Origin of the sequence: Pseudomonas sp. NS1(2017) (genome assembly GCF_002269425.1) — a bacterium.
Taxonomy (GTDB): domain Bacteria; phylum Pseudomonadota; class Gammaproteobacteria; order Pseudomonadales; family Pseudomonadaceae; genus Aquipseudomonas; species Aquipseudomonas reactans.
In genome coordinates this window covers 2,208,472-2,234,619 of record NZ_CP022960.1, presented here as the reverse complement: position 1 = coordinate 2,234,619, position 26,148 = coordinate 2,208,472, and the positions used below count along the sequence as shown (strand labels likewise).

Genomic DNA, 26,148 nt, shown 5'->3' with positions numbered 1-26,148 from the left:
GTACAGCTATTGGTGTCGGCGTAGTCTGTACCCAACGGTAAAACGAGGCCCCCCATGACTGTTCCCATCGCGATCATCGGCACCGGCATCGCCGGTCTCTCCGCCGCCCGAGCGTTACGAGACGCGGGGCACGTTGTACAACTCTTCGATAAAAGCCGCGGCAGTGGTGGCCGCATGTCCAGCAAGCGCAGCGATGCCGGCTCCCTGGACATGGGCGCGCAATACTTCACCGCCCGCGACCGGCGCTTCGTCAACGAAGTGCAACGCTGGCAAAGCAATGGCTGGGCCGAGCAATGGAAACCCCAACTGTACAACTTCAAGTCCGGCCAACTCACGCCCTCCCCCGATGAACAGATCCGCTGGGTCGGCACGCCGCGCATGAGCGCGATCACCCGCGCCCTGCTCGACGACCTGCCGGTGGAGTTCGGGTGCCGCATCACCGAGGTGTTTCAAGGCAAACAACACTGGAACCTGCTGGACGCCGACGGCGAAAGCCACGGCCCGTTCAGCCACGTGATCATCGCCACCCCAGCGCCACAGGCAACTGCCTTGCTGGCTGCAGCGCCCAAGTTGGCCAGTGCAGCCGCCGGCGTGAAGATGGACCCAACCTGGGCCATCGCCCTGGCGTTCGACAAGCCGCTGGATACACCGATGGAGGGCTGTTTCGTGCAAGACAGCCCCCTCGATTGGCTGGCGCGCAACCGCAGCAAACCGGGGCGTGACACCCACCTCGACACCTGGGTACTGCACGCCACCAGCACGTGGAGCAAGGCCCACCTGGACCTGCCCAAGGAAGCGGTGATCGAGCACCTGCACGGCGCCTTCGCCGAACTGCTGCACAGCGCCATGCCCGCGCCGTCGTTCAGCCTGGCGCACCGCTGGCTCTATGCGCGACCGTCCAGCAGCCACGAATTCGGCGTGCTGGCCGATGCCGACCTGGGCCTGTATGTGTGTGGCGACTGGTGCCTATCGGGCCGGGTCGAAGGTGCATGGCTCAGTGGCCAGGAAGCCGCGCGACGCTTGATCGAACACCTGCAATGAACCGCATCAATCCCGCAAAATTGCTGCTGTCGAAGTGGACAGCAGCTCGTCCTCACAATAAAGAGAAACACTTTTTGGTCACCGAACTGTTTCGGGATGAAGAGGGCGTGGTGCTGGAAATCGAGCTGCAAGCCGTCATGACCCGTCGCGCCGAACGCTGCGCCTGGCAAACCCTGCAAAACGATGGCGCCTGGAAAATCGGCTGGAAATAAGTGCCCTGCAAAAAACTTGTACAAATAATTTGACTTGTACAGCACCGAACCTATGATGAGATTTAGTTGTACAAGATTTGAATCTTGTACAGGAATCTTGCAGAGGTTCGCTTATGTCCAGCACCACCAAACCGAAGATCGCCATCAGCGCCTGCCTATTGGGCGAGAACGTGCGCTTCAACGGCGGCCATAAACAATCCCTGCTGTGCAGCCAGACCCTCGCCGACTATTTCGACTTTGTGCCGCTGTGCCCCGAGGTCGCTATTGGCCTGGGCATTCCCCGCGAACCGATCCGCCTGGTGGGCGACCCGGCCCATCCGCAAGCCGTTGGCACGGTGCACCACGAACTGAACGTCACCCAGCCGCTGGACGATTACGGGCAGCAGATGGCGTCGGAACACACCGACCTGTGCGGCTACATCTTCATGCAAAAGTCGCCGTCGTGCGGCCTGGAACGGGTCAAGGTGTACCGCGACAACGGCACCCCGGTCGACGGCGGCGGGCGTGGTATCTACGCCCAGGCGTTTTGTGCGCGTCACCCCAATCTGCCGGTGGAAGAAGACGGTCGATTGAATGACCCGGTGCTGCGGGAAAACTTCCTGACCCGCGTCTTCGTCTACGCCGATTGGCAGCTGCTGCTGACCGAAGGCCTGACCCGCCACCGGCTGCTGGCCTTTCATTCACGCTATAAATACCTGTTGATGGCCCACAGCCCGGCGCACTACAAAAGCCTCGGGCACCTGCTGGGCAGCATGACCAAAGAGACCCACCTCGATGAACTGGCCGCCTGTTACTTCAGCGACCTGATGACCGGCCTGAGCCAATGCGCCACCCGTGGCACCCATACCAACGTGTTGCAACACATCAGCGGTTACCTCAAACAAGTCATCAGTGCCGACGACAAGCAGGAAATGCAGACCGTCATCGGCCAGTACCGCCAAGGCATTGTGCCGCTGGTGGTACCGCTCACCCTGCTCAAGCACCACTTTCGCCAACACCCGGACCGCTACATCGCGCAGCAGGCCTACCTGCAACCGCACCCGGAAAACCTCAGCCTGCGAAATGCGATCTAGACCATGAAAGCTGCCCTGCAAGACGAACCCGGCGAAGACATCGCCCAAGCCCTCGAAGCCGGCTGGCTGCCGATCCGCGAAGTGGCGCGCCAGACCGGCGTCAACGCCGTGACCCTGCGCGCGTGGGAACGCCGTTATGGCCTGATCGTGCCCCAACGCACGCCCAAAGGTCATCGGTTGTTCAGCGCCGAACATGTACAACGTATCCACACCATCCTCACCTGGCTCAATCGCGGCGTGCCGGTGAGTCAGGTCAAAGGCCTGATCGACTCAGCGCTCACTGTTCCCGATGTCGTTGAAAACGAATGGCACACCCTGCGCCAGACCCTGGTGCAAGCCATCAGCGAATTGGCCGAACGCCGGGTGGATGACGCCTTCAACCAAGCCATGGCGCTGTACCCGCCGCGCACCCTGTGCGAGCAACTGTTGTTGCCACTGCTGCAGGAGCTGGAACAACGTTGGCAAGGCCAGTTCGGTGCGCAGATGGAGCGGGTGTTTTTCCTGTCCTGGCTGCGCAGCAAGTTTGGTGCGCGCATCTATCACAACAACCGTCAGCTGCATGGCGCGCCGTTGCTGTTGGTCAACCAGTCCGACCTGCCCCTGGAGCCGCACCTGTGGCTTAGCGCCTGGCTCGCCAGCAGTGCCGACTGCCCGGTGGAAGTATTTGACTGGCCGCTGCCCGCTGGTGAACTGGCCCTGGCAGTGGAACACCTGCAACCGCGCGCAGTGCTGCTGTATTCGAGCAAGGCGCTCCACCTGTCGGCTTTCGCAAAACTTTTGAGTGGCGTCAGTTGCCCAAAATTGATAGTCGGACCAACGGTATGCATCCATCAGGCCGAGTTGACCGTATTAACCCAAGACATTCCTGATTTGTTCGTCGCCGAAGACCTGTTGTCGGCCCACCAGCTACTGATCCAGCGTGGACTCGTTTAAATGCATTTGATCTGGCTGCGCACCGACCTGCGCCTACACGACAACACTGCCCTGGCCGCCGCGAGCCAGCGAGGCCCGCTGGCGGCCGTGTACCTGATCACGCCGCAGCAATGGCTGGACCATGACGATGCGCCGTGCAAAGTGGACTTCTGGCTGCGCAACCTTCAAGAGCTGAGCAAGACGCTGGGCGCGCTGAACATTCCCCTGCTGATTCGCACTGCGGCCGCCTGGGATCAGGCGCCCGACGTATTGAGCAAACTGTGCCGCGAACTGTCGGTGGAGTCAGTCCACGTCAACGAGGAATACGGCATCCACGAAAGTCGCCGGGACGCCGCCGTGTCCAAGGCCTTGGAAGCTGGAGGCGTGACCTTCCACAGCTACCTCGACCAATTGTTCTTCCAGCCCGGCAGCGTATTGACCAAGACCGGCACGTACTTCCAGGTGTTCAGCCAGTTCCGCAAGGTCTGCTACACCCGCCTGCACAGCGCTCTGCCGCGCACGGTCGCAGCACCGAAAGCCCAGGCACCGATCAAGTTCAAAAGCGATCCCGTCCCGAACACGGTCGATGGTTTCGAACCACCCAGCGAAGCACTGCGCGCCCTCTGGCCTGCCGGTGAAGACGAAGCACGACGTCGCCTCGACGCCTTTGCCGATCAACAAATCAGCTATTACAAGGACGAGCGCGACTTCCCCGCCAAGCCCGGTACCAGCCAGCTCTCCGCCTACCTTGCGGCGGGCGTGGTTTCGCCTCGCCAGTGCCTGCATGCCGCGCTGCAAACCAACGGCGGCGAGTTTGAAAGCGGGGATATGGGCGCCATCACCTGGATCAACGAACTGCTGTGGCGCGAGTTCTACAAACATATCCTGGTGGGTTATCCACGTGTGTCGCGCCATCGTGCGTTCCGCCCCGAAACCGAAGCCGTGGCTTGGCGCAATGCGCCCAAGGACCTCGCTGCCTGGCAGGAAGCGCGCACCGGCCTGCCGATCATCGACGCGGCCATGCGCCAACTGCTGGAAACCGGCTGGATGCACAACCGCCTGCGCATGGTGGTGGCGATGTTCCTGACCAAGAACCTGCTGATCGACTGGCGCGAAGGTGAGCGTTTCTTCATGCGCCACCTGATCGATGGCGACCTCGCCGCCAATAACGGTGGCTGGCAGTGGAGCTCATCCACCGGCACCGACTCGGCGCCGTACTTCCGGATTTTCAGCCCGTTGAGCCAGTCGGAGAAGTTCGACAACGAGGGCATTTTCATCAAGCACTGGCTGCCGGAGTTGGCCGCACTGAATAAGAAAGAAGTGCACAACCCCGAAGCCGTCGGTGGTTTGTCTGGCGTGGCCGACTACCCGCGCTCAATTGTCGACCTGAAGAAGTCCCGCGAACGCGCCCTGGCCGCCTTCCGCAGCCTGCCTTCGCGCCAAGCTGTCGGGGGCGAACATGAGTGACTTCCTGCGCCGCTTCGCCCAGGCCTTTGCCACGCTGGACAAACACAACCTGCATTTGCTCGACAGCCTGTACAGCCCGGACATCGCCTTTGCCGATCCGCTGCACGAAGTCCACGGACTGCCCGCCATGCACCGTTACTTCGCAGAGCTGTACAGCAATGTCAGCCAACTGCGCTTCGACTTCCACGGCTTCGACCAGGTGGCCGAAGGCGAAGGTTACCTGCGCTGGAAAATGAGTTTCTGCCACCCACGCCTCGCGGGCGGCAACGTCATCCGTGTGGAAGGCTGTTCGCACCTGATGTGGCGTGACAAGGTGTACCGCCATCGGGATTACTTCGATGCCGGTGCCCTGCTGTACGAACATTTGCCCGTGCTGGGCAGCGTGATCAGTTGGCTGAAAAGGAGAATGGGATGAGCAGCACAGTGCCCCGCCGTTATTGGCTGACCGGCGCCAGCAGTGGCATCGGAGCCGCGCTGGCCGTGGAGTTGCTCAACAGCGGCGCCCATGTAGCGCTGAGTTCCCGCACCAAAGGGCCTCTGGAGGCGCTCGCGCAACGGTATCCCGGCCAGGTGCTGGTGGTGGCGGGCGACCTGACCAACAGCCAGACCGTGCGCGAGATCGGCGAACATATCGGGGTGGTCTGGGGTTCGCTGGACACCGTGATCCTCAATGCCGGCACCTGTGAGTACGTGGACGCGCGGCAGTTTGATTCGTCAATCATCGAGCACGTCGTGCGCACCAACCTGCTGGCCAGCAGTTATTGCATCGAAGCCGCCCTTCCGTTGTTACGCGCCGGGCAAACGCCGCACTTGGTGGGTGTCGCCAGCGCCGTGACCTACCTGCCGATGCCCCGCGCCGAAGCCTACGGCGCGTCGAAGGCCGGCCTGCGCTACCTGTTCGAATCCTTGCGCATCAGCCTGTCGACGGAAAACATCGACGTCACGGTGATCAGTCCGGGTTTTGTCGACACGCCGTTGACCGAACGCAATGATTTCCCGATGCCACTCAGTTGGCCGGCGGACAAAGCCGCCAAACATATCTTCAATAAACTGGAAAAGCGTCCGCTTGAGATTGCCTTTCCCGCGTTGTTCATCGCCGCTCTCTGGCCACTGTCGAAACTGCCGAACCGCGCGCAACTGGCCATCGGCAAACGCATGTTGCGCAGCCCGCCGCCGAAGAAGGACGACCTGTGAAGATCGCCATCATCGGCAGCGGCATCGCAGGGCTGACCAGTGCCTACCTGCTCAGCCGCCAGCATGAGATCACGCTGTTCGAAGCGGGCGACCGCATCGGCGGGCATACCCACACGGTCAACGTGACTGTCGAGGGTAAAAGCTATGCGGTGGATACGGGCTTCATCGTATTCAACGACTGGACCTACCCTAACTTCATCCGCCTGCTGGGGCAGATCGGGGTGACGTTTAAACCTACCGAGATGAGCTTTTCGGTGTGCGACGAGCACACTCGGCTCGAATACAACGGCAATAACCTCAACAGCTTGTTTGCCCAGCGTCGCAATATTTTGTCGCCGGGGTTCTGGGGCATGCTGCGTGACATCTTGCGTTTCAATCGACAGGCGCCGCTAGACCTGCAGGAACAGCGCATCAGCGCCGAGATGACGCTGGGCGACTACCTCGACGCCAACGGTTACGGCGAGCGGTTTATCCGCCATTACATCGTACCGATGGGCGCGGCGATCTGGTCGATGTCGCTGGCCGACATGCTGGGTTTCCCCTTGCAGTTCTTCGTGCGTTTCTTCAAGAACCACGGTTTGCTGTCGGTGAACAACCGCCCACAATGGTGCGTGATCGAGGGGGGGTCCAGCCGCTACATCGAACCGCTGACCCGCAGCTTTCGTGAACAGATCCGCCTCAATTGCCCTGTGCATAACGTCGAGCGCAGCGACGACGGCGTGGTTATCCACAGCCTGGCCGGCAGTGAGGCATTCGATCGCGTGGTCTTCGCCTGCCACAGCGACCAGGCCCTGGCGTTATTGGCCGACCCGAGCCAGGCCGAACAAGACATCCTGAGTGCCCTGCCCTACGCCGACAACGACGTGGTGCTGCACACTGACACCCGCCTGCTGCCCGATCGCAAACTGGCCTGGGCCAGCTGGAACTACCGGCTCAGCGGCACTGCGCAGAAGCAGGCGGCAGTCACCTATGACATGAACATCCTGCAAGGCATCGACAGCGCCACCACCTTTTGCGTCAGCCTCAACCAGACGCCAATGATCAACCCGCTGAAGGTGCTTGCCCGCTACACCTACGCCCACCCGCAATACAGCCTGGCGGCGGTGGCAGCTCAAGGGCGTCGGGAAGAAATATCCGGCGTGCGCAATACCTTTTATTGCGGCGCGTACTGGGCCAATGGTTTTCACGAAGACGGCGTGGTCAGCGCGCTACACGTGGCCCAAGCCTTTGGGGAAACCCTGTGAACAGCGCCCTGTACAGCGGCTGGATTGCCCATCGCCGGTTTGCGCCCAAGGCCCATGCCTTTCGCTACCGCATCGGCTTGCTGTACCTGGATTTGAGCGAAGAACACGAAGTGCTTGGCCTTTCGCCCCTGGCCGGGCGTAGCCGCCTGGCGCCCTTCGGTTTTCGCCAGCAGGACTATCTGCGTGAATTGACGCGCACCGGCATCAGCTTGAGCGATGCCGTGCGCCAGGAAGTCGGCAAGGCACTGGGGCGTACACCCCGGGGCGTTATCTGCCTACTGACCCAGGCCCGCAGTTGGGGCCTGGCTTTTAACCCCGTGAGTTTCTTCTACTGCTTCGAGGCCGACGGACGTCTGGCCGCGATCCTGTGTGAAGTGACCAACACCCCGTGGCGCGAGCGTTATCACTACGTGCTGCCGGCCCAGGCTTTGGGCGCGGATGAACACCAGCATTTCGCCGTGGCCAAGGCCTTCCATGTGTCGCCGTTCTTGCCGCGCGACTTGGAATACCGCATGAGCTTCAGCCCGCCCGCCGCCAAACTCGGCGTGCACATGGCCGACTGGCAGGGCGAATTGAAAGTCTTCGACGCCACCTTGAGCCTGCAAAAAGAGACGCTCAGCCGCGCCAGCCTGCACCGCTACCTATGGCGCTTTCCGTGGATGACCGCCAAGACGTGTCTCGCGATCTATTGGCAGGCCTTGCGCCTGTTGCTCAAACGCACACCGATTTTTTCCCACCGGGCCGCCGATGGCGCCTCTCGCACTGCAGTCGGGTACACCAAGGATCGCCGCCATGAAATCCCCTAGCTTATCGGTCAAGACCCATCGCCTGAACGTCAACGGCATGACCGCCGCGCTGCTGCGCAAGGCCGTGCTGCGTCAACTCAGCCAATTGCGCCATGGTCAGTTGGTGGTGATCGAAGACGGCGAGCGGCAAGTCTTCGGCGCACGCGAAGCGCACCTGCTGGGCGAAATCCAGATCCTCGATTCGGCCGTGTGGGGCCTGGTGGCGGCCAACGGTTCCATCGGTGCCGGCGAGGCATTTATCCACGGTTACTGGAGCAGCCCGGACCTCACGGCGGTGGTGCGCGTGATGGTCAGCAACCTCGATGTGCTCGACGCAATGGAAGGCGGCCTCGCTCGCCTGGCCCGTCCCTTCACCCAGGGCCTGCACTGGCTCAATCGCAATACACGCAAGGGTTCGCAGAAAAACATCGCCGCCCACTACGACCTGGGCAATGACCTGTTCGAAGAGTTCCTCGACCCGACCATGATGTACTCGGCGGCGCAATTCCTGACCGCCGACGACACTTTGGAACAGGCGCAACTGAACAAACTGGAACGCATCTGCCAGAAGTTGGCGCTCAAGCCCAGCGATCACCTGCTGGAAATCGGCACCGGCTGGGGCAGCATGGCGCTGTACGCCGCGCAGCATTATGGCTGCAAAGTCACCACCACGACCTTGTCCAAGGAGCAGTTCGCCTACACCGAAAAACGCATCGCCGCCTTGGGCTTGCAAGATCAGGTCACGCTGCTGTTGCAGGACTACCGCGACCTCACCGGCCAGTACGACAAGCTGGTGTCGATCGAAATGATCGAGGCGGTGGGCCATCGCTTTCTGCCAACCTACTTTAAACAGTGCGCGCACCTGCTCAAGAGCGACGGCTTGATGCTGCTGCAAGCCATCACCATTCGCGATCAGCGCTACGAACAGGCGAAAACCAACGTCGACTTTATCCAGCGCTACATCTTCCCGGGCGGCGCCCTGCCCTGTGTGCAAAAGATGCTACAGGTCGTCAGCCGCGACACCGATATGAACCTGTTGCACATGGAAGACTTCGGCCTGCATTACGCGCGGACCTTGCGCCTGTGGCATGAAAACTTTCGCCGCGCCCACGGCCGCCTTGCTGAGTTGGGCTACGACGAATACTTCCTGCGGCTGTGGGAGTTTTACCTGTGCTACTGCGAAGGTGGTTTTATGGAACGCACCATCGGCACCGCGCAATTGCTGCTGGCCAAGCCGTCCGCGATCAACCCGCCGCTACTCGGACGCTTCAGTGCTTAAGACGCTGGCCAACGCCGTGCTGTTTCAGTGCGGTTGGTTTGCTTGCGTACTCGGCGGTGACAGCGTGTGGCTACTGGTAGGGCTGGCCGTACTCGCCATTCATCTGCTGTGGATAAGTTCATGGGCTGAAGACGGCAGGCTGATCCTCCGCGTAACGGTAGTGGGCACACTGCTGGATACGGCACTGCGCACGCTGGGTGTGTTTCATTTCAATGAACCGGGCCCGCTGATTCCTTTGTGGCTGATCCTGTTATGGGCGTTGCTGGCGACCACGTTGCGCCATTGCCTGGCCTGGAGCGCGCGTCCCTGGTGGCGTGCGGCTCTACTCGGCGCAGTGGGCGGCCCGCTCTCTTACTATGCCGGTAGCCAATTGGCTGGCGTGCAGTTCGGTTTCGGCCTCACACCCACGATGGCCTTACTGACGCTGCTGTGGGCCGTGGTGTTTGTAGGGTTGCATCGGCTGGCGCGCTGACGTCTGTCAGTCGTTTCACACCTGCGTCACCCGCTTGCCTTACACTGCGCGCCTATGACTAACATCCCCCACACCCAAATCACCGAACCCTCGGTCACCTGCTCGACCTGCGCGGCTTGCTGCTGCCAACTGGAAGTCATGCTGATCACCGACACCGGCGTGCCGGAGCGCTATATCGACACCGATGACTGGGGCGGCGAAGTGATGCTGCGCCTGGACGACGGCTGGTGCGCGGCGCTGGATCGGGACTCGATGATGTGCACGATCTACGAGCGACGGCCGCTGATCTGCCGGGAGTTCGAGATGGGGGCGCCGGAGTGTTTGGAAGAGCGCCAGGGGATTGCCACGGCCTACCGCTGATTGAATTACATCCTGTAGGAGCCGGCTTGCCGGCGATGAGATCCTTGAGAGCACTATAAGTCTCAAGGCCGCTATCGCCGGCAAGCCGGCTCCTACAGTTAGGTGTGTGTTTAGAGCGGTAGGGTGTAGTGCACCGAGTAACTCTCGACCCCATCGTTATTGCTGCTGATGCCCGCGTTGGAATAATGCGTGGCACGAATACCCACTTCATGCCCACCCGCGAAGCGCAGGCCGACCCCTAGACGGTCTTCGAACTGGAAGGCCTGGCCGATGTTGTTGTCTTCCACTTTGGTGCGCGAGAACACCGCCACGCCAATCCCGGCTTCGATGTACGGCTTGACCTTCTCCCCGGCAAACTCATACACAAACACCGGCGAGAACGACAGGCTGCTGACGCTGGAGCGCTTGTCACCGTCCCAATAGGTGTAGGCGCCGCTCCAGTAGCCGGTCAATCGACCGGTATCGCTCTGCCACCAGCTTTTGTCCCAGTCCGAGGTCAGCCCCAGCCGGTAAGTCATGGTCGAATCGCTGGTGCTCCCCACACCGAGCTCCAGGCCAGCGGCCTGTGCCGAAACAGAGTGCCCCACTACAGCGGCCGCAATCGCGGCCAAACAGAACAAGCGCTTCATAAGAAACATCCTTTCCAAACGAAGTTATAGGATTTTTTACAGGCAATCTCGCTATAGAAGCTGGCGCGTAGTCAGAAGTTCCAGCTTATAACGCCGGTATTTCACGAATTTTTCACGAAGCGAAGCTTCGCACAACGCCCGGATATTTCCATAGTGTCGGTAGGATATTTCTTAGGTGATACACATCGCCACTGGTCCAGAACTGCGCGGGTTCAGGATTGCCGGCCGCCAGCAGGTCGCGCTCGCCCAGCAAACGCTTGAGCTGACGAGCGACGGCGGCGCCGGTGTCGATGAGAATGATGCTGGGGGGCAGCATCTGTGCCAGGAGTGGCTTGAGGAAGGGATAGTGGGTGCAGCCGAGGATGATGGTGTCGCAACCGGCACTGAGCAGCGGTTCGATATATCCCTGCAGCAATTGGCGCAGGGCTGTGCTGGTCAGGTCACCGCTTTCTATCAGCTCGACCAGGCCAGGGCACGGCTGGGTGATAACCTTCACATCCGTGGCGAAGCGGTCGAGCAAGGCGGCGAACTTGGCGCTTTGCAGCGTGCCGGTGGTGGCAAGCACCCCGACGACGCCACTGCGAGTAGCGGCGGCTGCGGGCTTGACGGCTGGCTCCATGCCCACCAACGGCCAATCAGGAAAATCCAGGCGCAGATCGGCGACAGCGGCGACGGTGGCGGTATTACAGGCAATCACGAACGCCTTGGCGCCCTGCTCCCGGAAAAACGCCGCCACCCGCCGCGAGCGTTCAAGAATAAATGCCGGGCTTTTCTCGCCGTAGGGGATGTGCCCGCAATCGGCCACGTACAGCAGTGATTCGTGGGGCAGCAGTTGCTGGATTTCCTCCAACACGGTCAATCCGCCGATACCGGAGTCGAACACACCGATCGGTGCGCCCTTATCCATGTTGCGTCCCGCACACGCTGCAACCGGGGTCACGTTTGACGCGCAACTCGCGAAAGCGTGTGGTCAAGGCATCGATCAGCAACAGGCGGCCCACCAGCGGCTCACCGAAACCGGCCAGCAGTTTCAATGCTTCCAGGGCTTGCAGGCTGCCGACCAGCCCTACCAGCGGGCCGACCACGCCGGCTTCGCTGCAGGTGAGTTCGGTGTCGCTGCCGTGCCCGTATAAACAGTGGTAGCACGGGCTCTCTTCACGGCGCGGGTCGAACACCGACAGTTGCCCTTCAAGGCGAATCGCCGCACCGCTGACCAAAGGTTTGCCGGCCGCGACGCAAGCCGCGTTGACCGCTTCGCGGGTGGAGAAGTTGTCGCTGCAATCAAGCACCACGTCCACCGCTTCGACCGCTGCTGCCAGTGTGTCGGCATCCAGCGCGCAGCGATGGGCGATCAGTTTGATCTCGGGGTTGATGGCGGCCAGGCGGCGCAGGGCCGAGTCGACCTTTGTCTGCCCGACACTGTCGGTGTCATGGATGATCTGGCGTTGCAGGTTGGTCAGGTCGACAGTGTCGAAGTCCGCCAGATGCAGTTCGCCCACGCCCGCCGCCGCCAGGTACAGCGCAACGGGCGCGCCCAGGCCACCGAGACCGACGATCAAGGCACGGCCATGTTTCAGGCGCAATTGGCCGTCGATGTCGACATGCTGCAACAGAATCTGTCGGCTATAGCGCAACAGCTCCTGATCGGTCAGCACGGCCGGCGTCCCAGGGTGATGCGCTCGTGGCCGCCGAGGTCGATGCGGCTGTGCACGTCTTCAAAGCCTGCACTCACCAGCAAGTCGCGCACAGCCGGAGCCTGGTCGTAGCCATGCTCCAACAGCAGCCGACCACCCGCATTCAGGTGAGAGGGGGCTTCTTTGATGATCAAGCGCAAGTCGTCCAGCCCGTCATGGCCAGCCACCAATGCACTGGCTGGCTCAAAGCGCACATCGCCCGCCACCAGGTGCGGATCGTTGGCGGCAATGTACGGCGGATTACTGATGATCAGGTCATAGGTATGACCTTGCAGCGCGCTGAACCAATGGCTGTTCAGCACCGTCGCGTTATTGAGGTGCAGCCTTTGACGATTGCGCTCGGCCAAGGCCACCGCTTCCAGCACACGGTCGACGGCGGTGACGTGCCAGGCCGGGCGCTCGCTGGCCAGGGCCAGGGCGATGGCGCCGCTGCCGGTGCCCAGGTCGAGGACCGTGGCGGGCGTGGCCGGTAACAATTCCAAGGCAGCTTCCACCAGCAATTCAGTGTCCGGACGCGGGATCAGCGTGTGGGGCGCGACCTCCAGGTCCAGCTTCCAGAAACCCTGCTGGCCGAGGATATACGCCACCGGCTCACCGCCACGACGACGTTGCAGGTAGCCGGCAAAAGTCAGCGCATCTTCACTGGTGACGATTTTCTCGGGCCAGGTGTGCAAGTAGCTGCGCGACTTGCCCAGGGCCGCCGCCAGCAACAATTCGGCATCCAGACGCGCGGTGGGCGAATCCGGAAGGTCAGCGGCGCGCAGCAGGCTGGCGATGATGGTCATTTATTCACCTATCGCCGCGAGTTGATCCGCCTGGTATTCGGCGAGCAACGGCTCGATCACGGCGTCTACGCCACCGGCAAGAATCTCGTCCAGGGAGTAAAGCGTGAGGTTGACCCGGTGGTCGGTGACCCGGCCCTGGGCAAAGTTGTAGGTGCGGATGCGCTCGGAGCGGTCGCCCGAGCCGACCAACAGTTTGCGCTCGCTGGCAATCGCGTTGGCGGCGGCGCTGGTCTGCTGGTCGTTGAGCTTGGCCGACAGCCAGGACATGGCCCGCGCACGGTTCTTGTGCTGGGAACGCTCTTCCTGGCACTCCACCACGATGCCCGACGGCAAGTGAGTGATGCGGATGGCGGAGTCGGTCTTGTTGACGTGCTGACCGCCAGCGCCCGACGAGCGGTAGGTGTCGACGCGCAAGTCGGCCGGGTTGATCTCGATGGCTTCCTGCTCGTCCGGCTCGGGCAGCACGGCCACGGTGCACGCCGAGGTATGGATACGACCCTGGGACTCGGTCGCCGGCACGCGTTGTACACGGTGCGCACCGGACTCGAACTTGAGCTTGCCGTAGACGTTATCGCCTTCAACCCGCGCGATGACTTCTTTATAGCCGCCGTGCTCGCCTTCGTTCTCGGACAGGATTTCTACGCGCCAACCGCGACGCTCGGCATACCGCGAATACATGCGGAACAGGTCGCCGGAGAAGATCGCCGCTTCGTCGCCGCCAGTGCCGGCACGGATTTCGAGGAACACGTTGCGCCCGTCGTTCGGGTCCTTCGGCAGCAGCATGCGTTGCAGGTCGCCTTCCAGCGCAGCCAGCTTTTCCTTGGCTTCGCGGACTTCTTCCACGGCCATTTCACGCATGTCCGGGTCGCTATCCTTGAGCAGCGCCTGGGCGCCTTCAAGGTCGGCCTGGGTTTTAAGCCACTGCCCATAGGTGGTCACAATCGGCTCAACTTCCGCGTATTCCTTGGAATACGTACGGAATTTGGCCTGATCAGAGATGACTTCGCCATCGCCGAGCAGGGCGGTCAGTTCTTCGAAACGGTCCTGGAGCACGTCCAGTTTATTGAGCAGTGACGCTTTCATTGCGGTTTTTTATCCGAAGAGCTATCTGACGCGCCCTCACCGAGGGCAAAGAGTTCCTGGGCCATGGCCAGCGCATCGAGGCGGCCTTCGGCGGTAAGCTTTTTCAATTGTACGCTGGGCGCGTGGAGCAACTTGTTGGTAAGACCACGCGCCAGTTGCATCAACACTTCTTCGGCACTGCTGCCGTTGGCCAGCAAGCGCTGGGCCTTGATCAACTCCTCGTCGCGCAGGCGTTCGCCCTGCTGACGATACGCCTTGAGCACATCCACCGCCGCCAATTCACGCAGGCGCACCATGAAATCTTCGGCACCGGTGCTGACCATCTCTTCGGCCGCCTGGGCAGCGCCCTGGCGGCTCTTGAGGTTTTCGGCGACCACTTCGTGCAGATCGTCGACGCTATAGAGGTAAACGTCGTCCAACTCGCCGACTTCGGGTTCGATATCCCGGGGAACGGCGATATCCACCATAAAGATCGGCTTGTGTTTGCGCAGCTTCAATGCGCTCTCGACCGCGCCCTTGCCCAGGATCGGCAACTGGCTGGCGGTGGAGCTGATGACGATATCGCTGCGCACCAGTTCGGCCGGGATATCCGCCAGCAACACGGCATGCGCACCGAACTGCTCGGCGAGGATGCTCGCCCGCTCCAGGGTACGGTTGGCGACAACAATGCGCTTCACGCCCAGGTCATGCAGGTGGCGGGCGACCAGCGTGATGGTCTCGCCGGCGCCGATCAACAAGGCTTGGCTGCGTTGCAAGTCACTGAAAATCTGCTTGGCCAGGCTGACGGCAGCAAACGCCACGGACACCGGGTTTTCGCCGATGGCCGTATCGGTGCGCACTTGCTTGGCGGAATTGAACGTCGCCTGGAACAGCCGGCCCAGCAGCGGGCCGACGGTGCCGGCCTCACGCGCCACGGCGTAGGCGGATTTCATCTGACCGAGGATTTGCGGTTCGCCCAACACCAGCGAATCGAGACCGGACGCCACACGCATCATGTGACGAACTGCCGCATCCTCTTCGTGCACGTAAGCGCTCGCGCGCAGGTCGTCGAGGTCCAAATGGTGGTAATCGGCAAGCCAGCGCAGTACGACATCCGCTGAAAGATGTTCCTGCTCTATATAAAGCTCGCTGCGATTGCAGGTCGAAAGGATCGCAGCTTCGCGACTGTCGGTGAGCCGGCAGAGCTGCTGCAGGGCCTCAACCAACTGCTCTGGCGTGAACGCCACGCGCTCGCGCACGTCTACGGAGGCAGTCTTGTGGTTAATACCGAGTGCGAGGAAGGCCATTCAATATCGCTGATGATGTCGGGGAGCCGACAATTGTCCTACTTCGAAAGATTCAGAACAACCACCGTAAGCTATTGTCCTAATGCCTTGTGTCTATAAAGGCCCCCATTGAGACTCGGTTATGTTTGGCCGAAGGCTTGTGTCATGATGATCCGACCGCAGGTTAGTCGTCCTCTTCCTATATGAATAGATCTTCCGCGTTGCTCCTTGCTTTTGTCTTCCTCAGCGGCTGCCAGGCCATGGCACCCGTGTCGCCGGACGGTACGCCGCCGGTGGAAGACAGCACCCCCGCCCCTGAAAAGCCCAAGGTTTACTCCTCGTTCAGTGAAGAAACGGTGTACAGCCTGCTGACCGCGGAACTCGCCGGCCAGCGCAATCGTTTCGACATTGCGTTGGACAACTACGTGACCCAGGCCATCAACACCCAGGATCCGGGGATATCCGAGCGCGCGTTCCGCATCGCCGAGTACCTGGGCGCCGACCAGGCTGCGCTGGACTCTTCGCTGATCTGGGCGAAGAACGCACCGGACGACCTGGAAGCCCAGCGGGCGGCAGCCGTACAGTTGGCACGCGCCGGGCGCTATGACGACTCCATGGTCTATATGGAAAAGGTCCTGCAGGGCAAGGGTGACACCCATTTCGACTTTCTCGCGTTGTCGGCGGCCGACACTGACCAGGACACGCGCAATGGTTTAATGAAGAGCTTCGACCGCCTGCTGCAAAAACACCCGAAGAACAGCCAACTGATTTTCGGCAAGGCCTTGCTGCTGCAACAGGATGACGAAGCCGATGCAGCGCTGAAGCTGCTCGAGCAGAATCCGCCCGAAGAAGGCGAAATCGCCCCGATCCTGCTGCGCGCGCGCCTGCTGCAGAACCTCAATCGCGGCAAGGAAGCGATTCCGCTGCTGGAAAAAAGCATCAAGAAGTATCCGGAAGACAAGCGCCTGCGCCTGACCTACGCGCGCATGCTGGTCGAGCAAGATCGCATGGAGGACGCCAAAGTGCAGTTCGCCAGCCTGGTCCAGCAATACCCGGACGATGACGAATTGCGCTACTCCCTGGCACTGGTGTGCCTGGAAGCCAAGGCCTGGGATGAGGCCAAGGGTTACCTGGAAGAGCTGATCCAGCGCGAAAGCCATGTGGATTCGGCGCACCTGAACCTTGGCCGTATCGCCGAGGAGCGCAACGACCCGCAGGCCGCCCTGCTCGAATACGCCCAGGTCGGCCCAGGCAATGACTACCTGCCGGCCCAGTTGCGCCAGGCCGATATCCTGATGAGCAACGGTCGCACCGACGAGGCGGAAAAACGCCTGGCCGCTGCGCGCGACGCCGAGCCGGACTATGCAATCCAGCTGTACCTGATCCAGGCTGAGACCTTGTCGGCCAACAATCAGGGTGAACGTGCCTGGAAACTGCTGCAACAAGCCTTGTTGCAATTCCCCGACGATTTGAACCTGCTGTATACCCGCGCCATGCAGGCGGAAAAACGCAATGACCTGGCGCAAATGGAAAAAGACCTGCGCCTGATCATCAAGCGCGACCCCGATAACGCCATGGCCCTCAACGCCTTGGGTTACACCTTGTCCGACCGCACCACGCGTTATGACGAAGCCAAGGTGTTGATCGAACAAGCCCACAAGCTCAACCCGGAAGACCCGGCCGTACTCGACAGCCTGGGCTGGGTGAATTACCGCCTGGGCAACCTGGACGAAGCGGAACGCTTGCTGCGCCAGGCGCTGGAGCGCTTCCCCGACCAGGAAGTCGCCGCTCACCTGGGCGAAGTGCTGTGGGCCAATGGCAAACAGCGCGAAGCACGCCAGATCTGGGAAAAATTCCTTAAGGAACAACCCGAAAGCCCCATCCTGCGCGGCACCATCAAGCGCCTGACCGGATCCGAGACCCTTTAAGCTTATGTTCTTGCGCCACGTTGTTATTTTCAGCTTCATCGCCCTGCTCGCCGGTTGCGCGGGCATAGGTAGCCGCGAATCCGTTGAAGGCCAGGGCAACCCGGCGCAATGGAAGCAGCATAAAGATCAGCTCAGCAGCATCGACGGCTGGCAAATCGAAGGCAAAGTCGGGGTTCGCGCGCCGAAAGATTCCGGCAGCGGCACCTTGTTCTGGCTGCAACGCCAGGATTACTACGATATCCGCCTGTCCGGCCCGCTGGGCCGTGGCGCGGCACGCCTGACCGGTCGCCCGGGGCAAGTCAGCCTCGAAGTGGCCAATCAGGGGCGTTATGCAGCGACCTCGCCGGAAGCGCTGCTGGAAGAGCAGATTGGCTGGAAGCTGCCGGTGTCTCATCTGGTCTGGTGGGTACGCGGCCTTCCCGCCCCCGACAGCAAGAGTCGTCTGAGCCTCAATGGCGACAGCCGCCTGGCCACGTTGGAACAGGATGGCTGGCAGGTCGAGTATTTGAGTTACGTAGAGCAAAGCGGTTATTCGCTGCCTGAGCGCATCAAGCTGCACGGCCCCGACCTTGACGTCACGCTGGTGATCAAGGACTGGCAACCGCGCAAACTGGGGCAATAACGTGACTGTACAAACACTGACCCTGCCCTCCCCGGCCAAACTCAATCTGATGCTGCACATCCTCGGTCGCCGTGAAGATGGCTACCACGAACTGCAGACGCTGTTTCAATTTCTCGACTACGGCGATGAACTGACCTTCGCCGTGCGCGACGATGGCGTGATCAAGCTGCATACCGAATTCGAAGGCGTGCCTCACGACAGCAACCTGATCGTGAAGGCGGCAAAAAAACTTCAGGAACAATCCGGATGCCGGCTAGGCATCGATATCTGGATCGATAAAATCTTGCCCATGGGCGGTGGTATCGGCGGCGGCAGCTCAAATGCCGCGACCACATTGCTGGGCCTGAATCGCTTGTGGCAACTGGGTTGGGACGATGATCGCCTGGCCGCGCTGGGCCTGACACTGGGCGCCGACGTGCCGGTTTTCGTGCGTGGGCATGCGGCTTTCGCCGAGGGCGTGGGGGAGAAACTCAGCCCGGAATACCCCGAAGAGCCTTGGTATGTCGTGCTTGTGCCGCAAGTATCTGTAAGTACAGCAGAAATTTTTTCAGATCCGTTGTTGACACGTAACTCTTCTCCCATTAAAGTGCGCCCCGTTCCCAAGGGAAACAGTCGAAATGACTGCTTACCGGTTGTAGCAAGGCGTTATCCAGAGGTACGTAACGCTTTGAATTTGTTAGGTAAATTTACCGAAGCAAAATTAACCGGAACTGGAAGTTGTGTGTTTGGGGGCTTCCCAAGCAAAGCTGAAGCTGATAAAGTCTCGGCCCTTCTTACAGAGACCCTTACAGGGTTTGTAGCAAAGGGAAGCAACGTTTCGATGTTGCATCGCAAGCTGCAAAGTCTGCTCTAAAGGAACCGAGTGTTAGGCACTCGTTGCAACAGATACAGGGGCGTCGCCAAGCGGTAAGGCAGCAGGTTTTGATCCTGCCATGCGTTGGTTCGAATCCAGCCGCCCCTGCCATTTTCTATACTCATCCAGGTTACCCTCAGCCTCTAGGTACTGCGCGTGTCCAAGATGATGGTCTTTACGGGGAATGCTAACCCCGATCTGGCTCGGCGTGTCGTACGTCAGCTGCATATCCCTCTCGGTGACATCTCTGTCGGTAAATTTTCCGACGGTGAAATTACAGCCGAGATCAATGAAAACGTTCGCGGTAAAGACGTCTTCATTATTCAGCCGACTTGCGCTCCGACCAACGATAACCTGATGGAACTCGTCGTGATGGCTGATGCCTTCCGCCGCTCCTCAGCGACTCGAATCACAGCTGTAATCCCTTACTTTGGTTATGCCCGTCAGGATCGCCGTCCGCGTTCCGCACGTGTGGCTATCAGCGCGAAAGTCGTCGCTGACATGCTGACCGTGGTAGGTATCGACCGTGTTCTCACGGTTGACCTGCACGCTGACCAAATCCAGGGGTTCTTCGATATTCCGGTAGATAACATCTACGGCTCCCCAGTTCTGGTGGATGACATCGAAGACCAGCGCTTTGAAAACCTGATGATCGTGTCCCCGGACATTGGTGGCGTCGTGCGTGCACGGGCTGTTGCCAAATCCCTGGGCGTGGACCTCGGGATCATCGACAAACGCCGTGAGAAAGCCAATCACTCTGAAGTGATGCATATCATCGGTGATGTCGAAGGGCGTACCTGTATTCTGGTTGATGACATGGTCGACACCGCCGGCACCCTGTGCCACGCGGCGAAAGCCTTGAAAGAGCACGGTGCGGCTAAAGTCTTCGCCTACTGCACACACCCTGTGCTGTCGGGCCGAGCGATCGAGAACATCGAGAATTCCGTGTTGGACGAACTGGTGGTGACAAACACCATCCCGTTGTCCGCCGCCGCTCAAGCCTGTGCGCGTATCCGTCAACTGGATATCGCACCGGTCGTTGCCGAGGCGGTCCGCCGCATCAGCAATGAAGAATCGATCAGCGCGATGTTCCGCTAAGGGTCAAACCTTCGGCACATCTCACTGACGAAAAGCGCCCCGCCCCGACATTCTGTTGGGGCGGGGCTTTTTTGCCCATGTCGAGTACGGCGCTGGTCGCAAACGCCCCTCGATGATGGCTATTTTGGAGATACAAAATGACTGACTTTACTCTGAACGCTCAAGCGCGTACTGACCTGGGGAAAGGTGCGAGCCGCCGCCTGCGTCACGCCGCCAACATCCCAGCCGTTGTATACGGTGGTAACAAAGCTGCTGAATCCGTGACCATCCTGGCCAAGGAAATCGCCAAGCTGTTCGAAAACGAAGCTGCCTACAGCCACGTTATCGAGCTGAACGTCGACGGCACCAAGCAGAACGTCATCGTTAAAGCGATGCAGCGTCACCCGTCCAAGCAGTTCATCATGCACGCTGACTTCGTTCGCGTTGTAGCCGGCCAGAAACTGACCGCTATCGTGCCTGTGCACTTCATCGGTGAAGAAGCACCGATCAAGAAAGGCGGCGAGATTTCTCACGTTGTGAACGAAATCGAAGTGACCTGCCTGCCGAAAGACCTGCCTGAGTTCATCGAAGTCGACCTGTCGGCTGCTGAAGTTGGCGCGATCATCCACCTGTCCGACCTCAAAGCCCCTAAAGGCGTTGAGTTTGTTGCACTGGCTCACGGTGATGACAAAGCGGTTGCCAACGTTCACGCTCCACGTGTTGCTCCAGAAGCTGAAGAAGGCGCTGCAGAGTAATTCACTCTGTATTGCCGGAGCTTGAGGAAACATCGCGGACCGGAACGTAGCGAGAAAGCGGGCGATAACGCGGCGTTTACTCTTGAGTAAATAGCTTCTGTCGTCCACTTTCGCCGCACACCGGTTGCGGCGATGTTATCCACAACTCCAAAGGAAGGGCCCCTGTCGTGACTGCCATTAAACTGATCGTTGGCCTGGGAAATCCAGGCGCCGAATACGAACAGACCCGGCATAACGCGGGGGCCCTTTTTGTTGAGCGCATCGCCCACGCCCAAGGTGTGAACCTGGTGGCCGATCGCAAGTATTTTGGCCTGACCGGGCGCTTCTCGCATCAGGGTCAGGATGTTCGTCTGCTGATTCCCACCACCTACATGAACCGCAGCGGCCAGGCTGTCGCGGCGCTTGCGGGGTTCTTCCGGATCAAACCCGAGGAAATCCTGGTGGCCCATGACGAACTGGACCTGCCACCCGGTGTTGCCAAGCTCAAGCTCGGCGGCGGGCATGGTGGGCACAATGGCCTGCGCGACATCATTGCGCAGTTGGGCAATCAGAATAATTTCTACCGTCTGCGGCTCGGCATTGGCCACCCAGGCGTTGCCAGTATGGTTTCAAATTTCGTCCTGGGTCGTGCGCCACGCGCCGAACAGGAAAAACTCGATGCCAGCATCGACTTTGCCCTCGGCGTGCTGCCGGATATCTTCGCCGGTGAATGGAACCGCGCGATGAAAAACCTGCACAGCCAGAAGGCCTGACTCTTACCGAGGGGAAACACCATGGGATTCAATTGCGGCATCGTCGGCCTGCCCAACGTCGGCAAATCCACCCTGTTCAACGCCTTGACCAAGTCCGGTATTGCAGCGGAGAACTTCCCCTTCTGCACCATCGAGCCCAACAGCGGTATCGTGCCGATGCCGGATCCACGCCTGGACGCCCTGGCGGCCATCGTCAATCCAAAACGCATCTTGCCGACCACCATGGAATTCGTCGACATCGCGGGCCTGGTCGCCGGCGCGTCGAAAGGTGAAGGCCTGGGCAACAAGTTCCTGGCCAACATCCGTGAAACCGATGCCATCGCCCATGTGGTCCGCTGCTTTGAAGACGAGAACGTGATTCACGTCTCCAACAGTGTCGACCCGAAACGCGACATCGAGATCATCGACCTGGAACTGATCTTCGCCGACCTCGACAGCTGCGAGAAACAACTGCAGAAAGTCGCGCGCAACGCCAAAGGTGGTGACAAGGACGCCGTGGTCCAGAAAGGCCTGCTGGAGCAGTTGATTGCTCACTTCACCGAAGGCAAGCCCGCACGCAGCCTGATGAAGAACATGGGCGTTGACGAAAAGGCCGTGATCAAAGGCTTCCACCTGCTGACCACCAAGCCTGTGATGTACATCGCCAACGTCGCTGAAGACGGCTTCGAAAACAACCCGCTGCTGGACGTGGTCAAGGCCATCGCCGAAGAAGAAGGCGCGATCGTGGTGCCGGTGTGCAACAAGATCGAAGCGGAAATCGCCGAACTGGATGACGGCGAAGAAAAAGACATGTTCCTTGAGGCCCTGGGCCTGGAAGAGCCTGGCCTGAACCGCGTAATCCGCGCCGGCTACGAAATGCTCAACCTGCAGACCTACTTCACCGCCGGCGTTGAAGAAGTCCGCGCCTGGACCGTCAAGGTCGGTGCTACCGCGCCACAGGCCGCTGGCGTGATCCACACCGACTTCGAAAAAGGCTTTATTCGCGCCGAAGTGATCGCCTACAACGACTTCATCCAGTTCAAGGGTGAAGCGGGCGCCAAGGAAGCCGGTAAGTGGCGCCTGGAAGGCAAGGAATACATCGTGAAAGACGGCGATGTGATGCATTTCCGCTTCAACGTGTAAGTATTTCACGCGGTTTCTACCAACAAAAAAAGCCGATGCACTGCATCGGCTTTTTTGTGGGTGTCATTAAGTCAAAAAACGCTTACATCAAAATCGCAGATCGATATTGATTACTCCTACATCCAAAACCCAAATAACAACACATAACATAACGACAACGTAATCCAGGAAAACAATTTAACTTTTCCTACACATCACCGGAAGAAAACCACTTTAATTTCAGCTGAGATTTTTTATAACTTAATCGCTATTTACCAGCCCTTGCCTACACTTTACTTATTAGTGTAATAATAACAATGAGTACTCATTCGATGTCGGCCATCTGCCACAGGGAAACTGAAATGGATACTTCATTCATCGAAGGCCAAGACACTGAAAATACACTTGCCAGAACTGCGCCGCTCAATATTGACATTTTATTACTGGGAGAAACCGGCACGGGCAAGGATACTTTGGCCCAAAGGGTTCATCGTCTGTCGGGACGACGGGGTAATTTTGTTGCTGTCAACTGCGCCGCCATCCCGGAGAGCCTTGCAGAAAGCCAGTTGTTCGGCGTCAACAGCGGCGCTTTTACCGGCGCCATGCAATCGCGGGCCGGTTTTGTCGAAGCCGCCCACTTGGGTACTCTCTATCTCGACGAGATCGACAGTATGCCACTGGTCCTGCAAGCCAAACTGCTTCGGGTGCTTGAGTCTCGCGGAGTGGAGCGCTTGGGCTCGACCCGTTTCATCCCGGTAGACATGCGAGTCATCGCATCAGCACAGCATGCGTTGCATAAAATGGTAGAGCAAGGGGCCTTCAGACGTGATCTGTACTTTAGATTGAATGTCGTTAACATCCAGCTTCCCGCGTTGCGTGATCGACGCGAGCGCATCGTCCCATTATTCCTTGAAATGATCCGCCAGGAAGCCGATCACTTCAATTGTCCTGCCCCCTGCCCGCCTGAGGGTTTGTTACAACAGCTTTTGTGCCATACATGGCCCGGTAACGTGCGTGAACTGCGTTCGACCGCCAAGCGTTTCGTATTGGGCCTGGCTCCGCTATCAAACGCTGCGGATGACCAACAGATGAGTGGAATCAGCCTGAAGACACGCTTGCAACACATCGAAAAAGCGTTGATCGAAGAGTCTCTGTATCGCCATGACCATTGCGTTGACAGTGCTGCGCTGGCACTACGGGTCGCCAAGCGGACACTGTATTACCGAATGAAACAACTGAATATATCTATTCCTTGAACCTAGCGTTTCTACAACCTGCCACCTACAACCTTATGAGTAGGCAAAACACCTCAACACTCATAAACAGGTAGCCATCAGAACATCATTACAAACCGCACAACTCGAAATTTAACATTTAGAAACGAACAACCCGGACACATGCGGAACGCTTTTCCACCACCCACCACATAAACATAGCCAAGTTTAGTTGCAGAAAATTTCCAACTTCACCCATGGCATACACATCTACGTTCGAACGAAAAAAAACTGGAGTTTCATTATGATAGGTGGAATTGGCGGTATCGGTAACAACATCACCTCAAACGTTTCGGCAGAATCTCAAACCGGCGGGAGTGGCGGAGGTAAGAGCAACGAAGAACTGCTCGGCAAGGCAGAAGCCATTGCCCGGGAGGGCTTTGAACTGAGCTTGAAAGCAAAGCAAATCACCAACAAATACGCCGCAGCTAAAGAAGTCCGATAACACAAGTGCCTCTCCGGCCCATTTATCGGGGAGGCGCTCCAGTCGCTGAATAGCAACTCTCGACGTCGGCATCCACTCGAGCGCTGTTTCCCTGCCAAGCATCGAAGGCCCTATATGCAGATAAAAGAATATGACTTTTCAGCACAACACCGTGTGCTCCAAAGCAACACAGCAACGCAGGATGAATCGACATCCAACACGGATGCAGGCTTTTTCTCTTCAATGTTAGAGCAGCCAAAGCCAAACGGCGTCAGCTCGGCCCCTCATTCACCCATGATGCTGACAGAGGCCGCTCAGCAACTGAAGTCCAAGGAAAGTCGCTTGGTACGAGCACTCAAATCTACAAACAAGGGTGCCGATCCCGACGACTTCAGACAATACCCACGCGAATTATCCAACGTGGTCCTGACCTCTCAATTGCTCGTCAAAAGCCTCGCCAAGGCAACTCAATCCATCGACAAAATCAGTAATCTGCAGTAGTGGCCATGAATACCTTCCTGCCTATCGCACTCCTTCTGACCGCGACCCTTATGTTGAGCGGTTGCAGCGAGCGGGTCGAACTCCATCGCCAGCTTTCCGAGCAAGAGGCCAATGAGGTCATCGCGGAGTTGGCGGACAAACATATTCGTGCGCAGAAAGTCCCGGCGAAAGATGGTGTGGTGGTGGCGGTCAATGCAACCGATATCGGGCGTGCCGTACGTACACTGGAAGCCGCGGGTCTGCCAAAAGTCGCTCGGACCACCCTGGGCGACACGTTTCGCAAGGAAGGTGTGATCTCCACTCCCCTGGAAGAACGGGCACGCTACATCTATGCCTTGTCGCAGGAGCTTGAGGCCACCTTGTCCAATATTGACGGAGTGATCGTCGCCCGCGTGCACGTCGTGCTGCCGGAACGCATCGCACCCGGGGAGCCTGTCCAACCGGCCTCTGCGTCAGTATTTATCAAACATGATCCACGCCTTGACCCCGACAATATCCGCGCACGGGTGCGCCGAATGGTGGCGAGCAGCATCCCGGGCATGACTGCCGCAGTGGACAACCCACAAAAGCTGACCGTGATATTCGTGCCGGCCACGACCTACCAGGAGCAGCAACGCCTGGTGTACTTCGGCCCGTTTCTGGTGTCCGCCGAGGACCTTGGATTCTGGCGAACCAGCGTGACCGTTTTTCTGCTCGGCCTGGTCGCAGCCTTGGCTGGGGGAGTGGCATTGCACACTCGGCGCCAACGGCTTAGAGAAGGCACGCCTCTAGCGACCCCATCGATAGGTCCAGCCCATGACGCCTGAGTCTGATCAACCAACGGGTGAACATCTGGCCTGGAGTCAATGGTGGGCGTCTCCCTGGAGTTACGCCCACGATGACTGGAGAGGCGACGAATATCCCGCAATGGATACGCTTTATCGCAGCGGGTGGTTGGCACCTCATAACCTCTTGGGCGTTGCTGCCTGTTTGCCACCTATGCCTAACCTCACCGTTCTTCGCCTGGCCTTGGCCACGAAGGAGCAACTCGGTTTGGCGCTGATCCTGATACACAATACTTTTCACCCGCAAGCCGCCTCGACGTTGAGCGAAAGTCATCATCTTTGGTGTTTGCGTTTATCCAAGACACTTCCCCCCGCGATGCTGGCATCCGATACCGACCCGTTACAACTGCTCCATAGCTGGGTGGACGCAGCTACGTGGCAACGACTCCGCTTGCGCTTCCCCCGCGAACGCGTGCGGGAAGTAGAGAGCAAGGGTTCGATCCCGAGTGTAAACAGTCAATTGAATACGCTCTGGCAAGCCGTTGTCTGGCGAATCACGACAATGGCCAACGATAACGTACCGCCTGACTCGAGTGGGTAAG

At 59.4% G+C, this 26,148-nt stretch carries 30 protein-coding genes and 1 tRNA gene; 25 read left to right on the top strand and 6 right to left on the bottom strand.

The window, feature by feature from the left end:
* Positions 1–54: 54 nt before the first annotated feature.
* The 12 genes from CI807_RS10575 to CI807_RS10520 all read left to right on the top strand — a co-directional run bounded on the left by CI807_RS10575 (position 55) and on the right by CI807_RS10520 (position 10,039).
* Complete coding sequence (locus CI807_RS10575; RefSeq protein ID WP_095014640.1) at positions 55–1,041, top strand: NAD(P)/FAD-dependent oxidoreductase; 987 nt, start codon at positions 55–57, stop codon at positions 1,039–1,041.
* Positions 1,038–1,253, top strand: a complete 216-nt coding sequence (locus tag CI807_RS10570; RefSeq protein ID WP_095014639.1) for a TIGR02450 family Trp-rich protein — start codon at positions 1,038–1,040, stop codon at positions 1,251–1,253. Before CI807_RS10575 ends, CI807_RS10570 begins: the two co-directional genes overlap by 4 nt.
* A gap of 113 nt (positions 1,254–1,366) precedes the next feature.
* Positions 1,367–2,326, top strand: coding sequence for a DUF523 and DUF1722 domain-containing protein (locus CI807_RS10565; protein WP_095014638.1), 960 nt, complete (start codon positions 1,367–1,369; stop codon positions 2,324–2,326).
* A gap of 3 nt (positions 2,327–2,329) precedes the next feature.
* Positions 2,330–3,259 carry a MerR family transcriptional regulator gene (locus CI807_RS10560; protein WP_095014637.1) on the top strand — a complete coding sequence of 310 codons (930 nt, stop codon included), beginning with the start codon at positions 2,330–2,332 and terminating at the stop codon, positions 3,257–3,259.
* Positions 3,260–4,705, top strand: coding sequence for a deoxyribodipyrimidine photo-lyase (gene phrB / locus CI807_RS10555; protein ID WP_095014636.1), 1,446 nt, complete (start codon positions 3,260–3,262; stop codon positions 4,703–4,705).
* Positions 4,698–5,120 carry a nuclear transport factor 2 family protein gene (locus CI807_RS10550; protein WP_095014635.1) on the top strand — a complete coding sequence of 141 codons (423 nt, stop codon included), beginning with the start codon at positions 4,698–4,700 and terminating at the stop codon, positions 5,118–5,120. Before phrB ends, CI807_RS10550 begins: the two co-directional genes overlap by 8 nt.
* Positions 5,117–5,899, top strand: coding sequence for an SDR family oxidoreductase (locus tag CI807_RS10545; protein ID WP_095014634.1), 783 nt, complete (start codon positions 5,117–5,119; stop codon positions 5,897–5,899). The genes CI807_RS10550 and CI807_RS10545 overlap by 4 nt, the downstream gene beginning before the upstream one ends.
* On the top strand, positions 5,896–7,143 hold the full coding sequence (locus CI807_RS10540; RefSeq protein WP_095014633.1) for an NAD(P)/FAD-dependent oxidoreductase: 1,248 nt from the start codon (positions 5,896–5,898) through the stop codon (positions 7,141–7,143). The genes CI807_RS10545 and CI807_RS10540 overlap by 4 nt, the downstream gene beginning before the upstream one ends.
* Entirely contained in the window at positions 7,140–7,949 is an 810-nt protein-coding gene (locus CI807_RS10535) for a DUF1365 domain-containing protein (protein ID WP_095014632.1), read from the top strand. The genes CI807_RS10540 and CI807_RS10535 overlap by 4 nt, the downstream gene beginning before the upstream one ends.
* Positions 7,936–9,207: a cyclopropane-fatty-acyl-phospholipid synthase family protein gene (locus CI807_RS10530; RefSeq protein ID WP_016977067.1), complete on the top strand. Its 1,272-nt coding sequence runs from the start codon at positions 7,936–7,938 to the stop codon at positions 9,205–9,207. Before CI807_RS10535 ends, CI807_RS10530 begins: the two co-directional genes overlap by 14 nt.
* Entirely contained in the window at positions 9,200–9,679 is a 480-nt protein-coding gene (locus tag CI807_RS10525) for a DUF2878 domain-containing protein (protein ID WP_095014631.1), read from the top strand. The genes CI807_RS10530 and CI807_RS10525 overlap by 8 nt, the downstream gene beginning before the upstream one ends.
* 54 nt (positions 9,680–9,733) lie before the next feature.
* Entirely contained in the window at positions 9,734–10,039 is a 306-nt protein-coding gene (locus CI807_RS10520) for a YkgJ family cysteine cluster protein (protein WP_095014630.1), read from the top strand.
* Positions 10,040–10,149: 110 nt separating this feature from the next.
* Here the strand turns inward: CI807_RS10520 and CI807_RS10515 are convergent, their stop codons facing one another.
* The 6 genes from CI807_RS10515 to hemA form a co-directional block, all read right to left on the bottom strand.
* The gene (locus tag CI807_RS10515; RefSeq protein ID WP_095014629.1) at positions 10,150–10,668 is read right to left on the bottom strand and encodes an acyloxyacyl hydrolase; all 519 of its coding nucleotides are present in this window, start codon (positions 10,666–10,668) and stop codon (positions 10,150–10,152) included.
* Positions 10,669–10,780: 112 nt separating this feature from the next.
* The gene (gene murI, locus CI807_RS10510) at positions 10,781–11,575 is read right to left on the bottom strand and encodes a glutamate racemase (RefSeq protein ID WP_095014628.1); all 795 of its coding nucleotides are present in this window, start codon (positions 11,573–11,575) and stop codon (positions 10,781–10,783) included.
* Entirely contained in the window at positions 11,568–12,323 is a 756-nt protein-coding gene (locus CI807_RS10505; RefSeq protein ID WP_095014627.1) for a molybdopterin-synthase adenylyltransferase MoeB, read from the bottom strand. The genes murI and CI807_RS10505 overlap by 8 nt, the downstream gene beginning before the upstream one ends.
* A complete protein-coding gene (prmC, locus tag CI807_RS10500; RefSeq protein ID WP_095014626.1) occupies positions 12,317–13,147 on the bottom strand; it encodes a peptide chain release factor N(5)-glutamine methyltransferase in 831 nt (276 codons plus the stop codon). Before prmC ends, CI807_RS10505 begins: the two co-directional genes overlap by 7 nt.
* Positions 13,148–14,230, bottom strand: a complete 1,083-nt coding sequence (gene prfA, locus CI807_RS10495; protein WP_095014625.1) for a peptide chain release factor 1 — start codon at positions 14,228–14,230, stop codon at positions 13,148–13,150. It abuts the gene before it with no gap.
* The gene (gene hemA, locus CI807_RS10490) at positions 14,227–15,516 is read right to left on the bottom strand and encodes a glutamyl-tRNA reductase (protein ID WP_033896957.1); all 1,290 of its coding nucleotides are present in this window, start codon (positions 15,514–15,516) and stop codon (positions 14,227–14,229) included. Before hemA ends, prfA begins: the two co-directional genes overlap by 4 nt.
* 182 nt (positions 15,517–15,698) lie before the next feature.
* Between hemA and CI807_RS10485 the strand changes: the two genes are divergently transcribed.
* From CI807_RS10485 to CI807_RS31415, 13 genes are all read left to right on the top strand, one after another.
* Positions 15,699–17,423: a tetratricopeptide repeat protein gene (locus tag CI807_RS10485; protein ID WP_095014624.1), complete on the top strand. Its 1,725-nt coding sequence runs from the start codon at positions 15,699–15,701 to the stop codon at positions 17,421–17,423.
* A gap of 4 nt (positions 17,424–17,427) precedes the next feature.
* Positions 17,428–18,045: a lipoprotein insertase outer membrane protein LolB gene (gene lolB, locus CI807_RS10480; protein WP_095014623.1), complete on the top strand. Its 618-nt coding sequence runs from the start codon at positions 17,428–17,430 to the stop codon at positions 18,043–18,045.
* Between the two features lie 49 nt (positions 18,046–18,094).
* Positions 18,095–18,898 (top strand): 4-(cytidine 5'-diphospho)-2-C-methyl-D-erythritol kinase, encoded by an 804-nt coding sequence (gene ispE / locus CI807_RS10475; RefSeq protein WP_371858001.1) that lies wholly within the window; start codon positions 18,095–18,097, stop codon positions 18,896–18,898.
* Between the two features lie 36 nt (positions 18,899–18,934).
* Positions 18,935–19,009 (top strand) — tRNA-Gln (locus tag CI807_RS10470).
* A gap of 45 nt (positions 19,010–19,054) precedes the next feature.
* On the top strand, positions 19,055–19,996 hold the full coding sequence (locus CI807_RS10465; RefSeq protein WP_003171603.1) for a ribose-phosphate pyrophosphokinase: 942 nt from the start codon (positions 19,055–19,057) through the stop codon (positions 19,994–19,996).
* 137 nt (positions 19,997–20,133) lie between these two features.
* Positions 20,134–20,730: a 50S ribosomal protein L25/general stress protein Ctc gene (locus CI807_RS10460; RefSeq protein ID WP_016977079.1), complete on the top strand. Its 597-nt coding sequence runs from the start codon at positions 20,134–20,136 to the stop codon at positions 20,728–20,730.
* 167 nt (positions 20,731–20,897) lie between these two features.
* Positions 20,898–21,482 (top strand): aminoacyl-tRNA hydrolase, encoded by a 585-nt coding sequence (pth, locus tag CI807_RS10455; protein WP_010213318.1) that lies wholly within the window; start codon positions 20,898–20,900, stop codon positions 21,480–21,482.
* Positions 21,483–21,503: 21 nt separating this feature from the next.
* Entirely contained in the window at positions 21,504–22,604 is a 1,101-nt protein-coding gene (gene ychF, locus CI807_RS10450; RefSeq protein WP_095014621.1) for a redox-regulated ATPase YchF, read from the top strand.
* Between the two features lie 311 nt (positions 22,605–22,915).
* Entirely contained in the window at positions 22,916–23,839 is a 924-nt protein-coding gene (locus CI807_RS10445) for a sigma 54-interacting transcriptional regulator (protein WP_095014620.1), read from the top strand.
* A 262-nt stretch (positions 23,840–24,101) separates the two neighbouring features.
* Positions 24,102–24,302, top strand: a complete 201-nt coding sequence (locus CI807_RS10440; RefSeq protein WP_095014619.1) for a hypothetical protein — start codon at positions 24,102–24,104, stop codon at positions 24,300–24,302.
* Positions 24,303–24,416: 114 nt separating this feature from the next.
* Positions 24,417–24,782, top strand: a complete 366-nt coding sequence (locus CI807_RS10435; protein ID WP_095014618.1) for an EscI/YscI/HrpB family type III secretion system inner rod protein — start codon at positions 24,417–24,419, stop codon at positions 24,780–24,782.
* Between the two features lie 5 nt (positions 24,783–24,787).
* Complete coding sequence (gene sctJ / locus CI807_RS10430; RefSeq protein WP_095014617.1) at positions 24,788–25,588, top strand: type III secretion system inner membrane ring lipoprotein SctJ; 801 nt, start codon at positions 24,788–24,790, stop codon at positions 25,586–25,588.
* Complete coding sequence (locus tag CI807_RS31415) at positions 25,578–26,147, top strand: hypothetical protein (protein ID WP_025999784.1); 570 nt, start codon at positions 25,578–25,580, stop codon at positions 26,145–26,147. The genes sctJ and CI807_RS31415 overlap by 11 nt, the downstream gene beginning before the upstream one ends.
* Position 26,148 lies beyond the last annotated feature (1 nt).